The following is a 2662-nucleotide window of genomic DNA, read 5'->3' as shown; positions in this document are numbered from 1 at the left end:
TCCCCTCGGCGAGCCGTCCCGATTGACATCAATCACGTGATTCAGTCCTAAAAAGCAAGCGAACGGCGCTAGATCGTCGTTTTGAAAATATGGTGAGCATCCGGGGCATCGGGAAGTGAGTCCGATGCCCCGTTCCATTTTCAGCCGGCTGCTTTTTGTCCGTCCTGGCCAAAGCGACGATTCCGCGTCGTTCCTTTTGACCGGACAAGGGATGCGTGATGAACGATGCGATGAAGGACTTTATGAGTGCGCTGCAGCACCCTAGCGCACGGCTGACCCAGCATTTAAAGATATGGATCGGCAGGCTCGAACTCGATCTCGACGTGCTCGAATTCAAGGTGCGGGCGGGTTTCTGCCGGGACTATACGGTCGACGTCACCGTCACCTCGCCGCGTCTCGATATCGACGGCAAGCAGTGCGTGGGGCGTCGAGCGGGCCTGCAGATCGACGAGCGTGCGGCGGTGCCGTCGGCGAATTACGTCCCACCGGCGGACCGCCCGGCGGCGACGTTCAACGGCGTCGTCACGCGCTGGGAGCGAATCCGTACGAGCCGCGACGAAGCGGCGTATCGGCTGCGCATCGAGCCGCGATTTGCCGCCCTGTGCCAGCGCATGATCAGGTCGGACGTGTTTAAGGACGTCACGTTCGAGGAGATGGTCACGAGGCTGATCATCGACCGGCAGAACTTCGACGCCTTCGATGTCGAGTTTCACTTGGAGGGGCCGCAGCAGAAGATGGAGCAGGCCGTGATGGTCGAGGAGTCCGTTTGGCACTTCATCGCACGGCATGCAAAACGCAAAGGCATCTTCTGGTTCTACAAGCAGGGCCGCGGGCGTGATGGGCAACTCGATACGCTCGTCTTCGCGAACAACCCGCGTGCCTATGTGCGTTCAATCGAGGCGCCCCTGCTGGCTCGGTCCGGCCTGAACAGCGACTGGCACGAGGCAGTGCTCGAGGTGAGCGAGCGGCGCGAGCTGGTGGCGTGCACGCTCGAGCTGTGGGAGCGCAACTATCGCACGCCGGAGCAGGCGCTCAAGGCGACGGCGTGCGTGTCCGACGAGCCTGACGATCGCTCGGTCTTCGGGGAGATCGCGCGCAGCACCGAGTCTCATTTGACGCAGGCGCAGGGCGAGGCGCTCGTTCAGACGCGTCGCGATGAGCAGATTGCACGGCAAGCGACGCTCTCGGGCAGGACGGATGCCAAGGGCGTGGCGCCCGGCGTGGTGATGAAGCTGACCAACGCGAAGCTGGCAAGCGCGGAATACGGCTTCGTGATTACGTCGATGAAGATGAGCGGCAGCCGAACGCAGCCCGCGCATATCCGCTTCAAGGCGATGCCTGCACACCTGACGTACCGGCCGAAATTTGTCTATGCCCGAGACTGGCGGTTCTTGGAAGGGCCTGTCGTCGCCGTGGTCACGACGTTCGACACGGCCCCCTACGGGTGTATGGACGAACACGGGCGCTATCCGGTGCTGCCCAAGTTTCTGCAGGGATCGGGCAATACCGACAAGCAGTTGTTGAAGTTGCGCTTGCTGCGGCCTTCGTCGTCCCACCAGGGCGGGTTTCATTCTCCCTTGTTGCCTGGAACCGAGGTGATGCTCGATGCGGCCCATGGCGATGTCGATCTAATGCACATCGCCGGGGCTTTGCATGATTACGCGCATTCGGACGTCGTGCATGGGGCCGAAGGCATGTTCAGTTACGCGATCTGGCGATCGCCGCTGTGCGGCGCCGAGATCGTATTCAACGATCTGCAGGGCAAGGAAAGCGCGCGGATCGCGACGGTACGCGACCAGTCGGCCGTCAATCTCGGTCAATTGCTCAATAGTCGCAAGCTACCGCGCGGGCAAGGGTTCGAGATGACGAGCCAGGGGTGGGGCACGGTGCGCGCGGCGAAGGGATTGTTCTTGTCCGCCGACGCGGCGGCCGGTGTCGATACGCCGCATCTCGAGATGCAGGCGGCGCAGGCGCAGCTTCGCGCCTCGTTGGCCGAGGCGGAGGTGCTGCGCGATATGGCGGAGCGTGCGACGGCGGAACTGGCCCAGGTCAAAGATCAGCAGGCCCAGCTTCAAACCGCATTCGAGGATTTGCGCAAGGCCGTCATTTTGCTGTCGGCGCCGGAGGGTATCGGCATGGTCTCCCGCAAAAGCATCCAGCTATCGAGCGGGGAAAGCATTACTGCCACCGCGAGTGAGAGCGCCGATTTCAGCATCGTCAAACGATTCACGGTTGCTGTGGGCGACGCGATATCGCTGTTTGCTCAACGAATGGGGATCAAGATTTTTGCGGCTACGGGGAAGGTGCAGATTCAGGCGCAAGGCGATGAGATGGAACTCGCGGCGATGCGGGACGTGTCGATCACGAGTTCGAACGGGAAGGTGGTGATCGCGGCCGATCGAGAGATTCTGCTCACGAGCGGTCAGGGCTATATCCGGATCGGGGGTGGGGATGTGGAAATCGGATGTCCCGATGCGATTAAGCAGAAGTCTGCTTTATGGAGCAAGGCGGGGCCGGCCGAGATGAAGACGGATCTGAAGGGGTTCGACAAATCCGAGGGCCCTTACAACGTTCAGTACAAGTTCAGCGATGAAGCGGGCGCTGCCGTGGACGGGCTACAGCACTTCTTTCAGATGCGGAGCGATTTTGTCCGGCAGGCGGC

1 protein-coding gene is annotated in these 2662 nt (G+C 61.7%); it reads left to right on the top strand.

Going from position 1 to position 2662, the window contains the following annotated elements; translation table 11 throughout:
* Positions 1–218 precede the first annotated feature (218 nt).
* On the top strand, positions 219–2662 hold a 2444-nt coding region (locus ACTHN9_RS19995; protein ID WP_440538512.1), incomplete at its 3' end, for a DUF2345 domain-containing protein.

The organism is Trinickia sp. (assembly GCF_051953405.1).
Classification (GTDB): domain Bacteria; phylum Pseudomonadota; class Gammaproteobacteria; order Burkholderiales; family Burkholderiaceae; genus Trinickia.
Note: the sequence above shows the minus strand (reverse complement) of the source record. Positions and strands in the feature narration are given on the sequence as shown.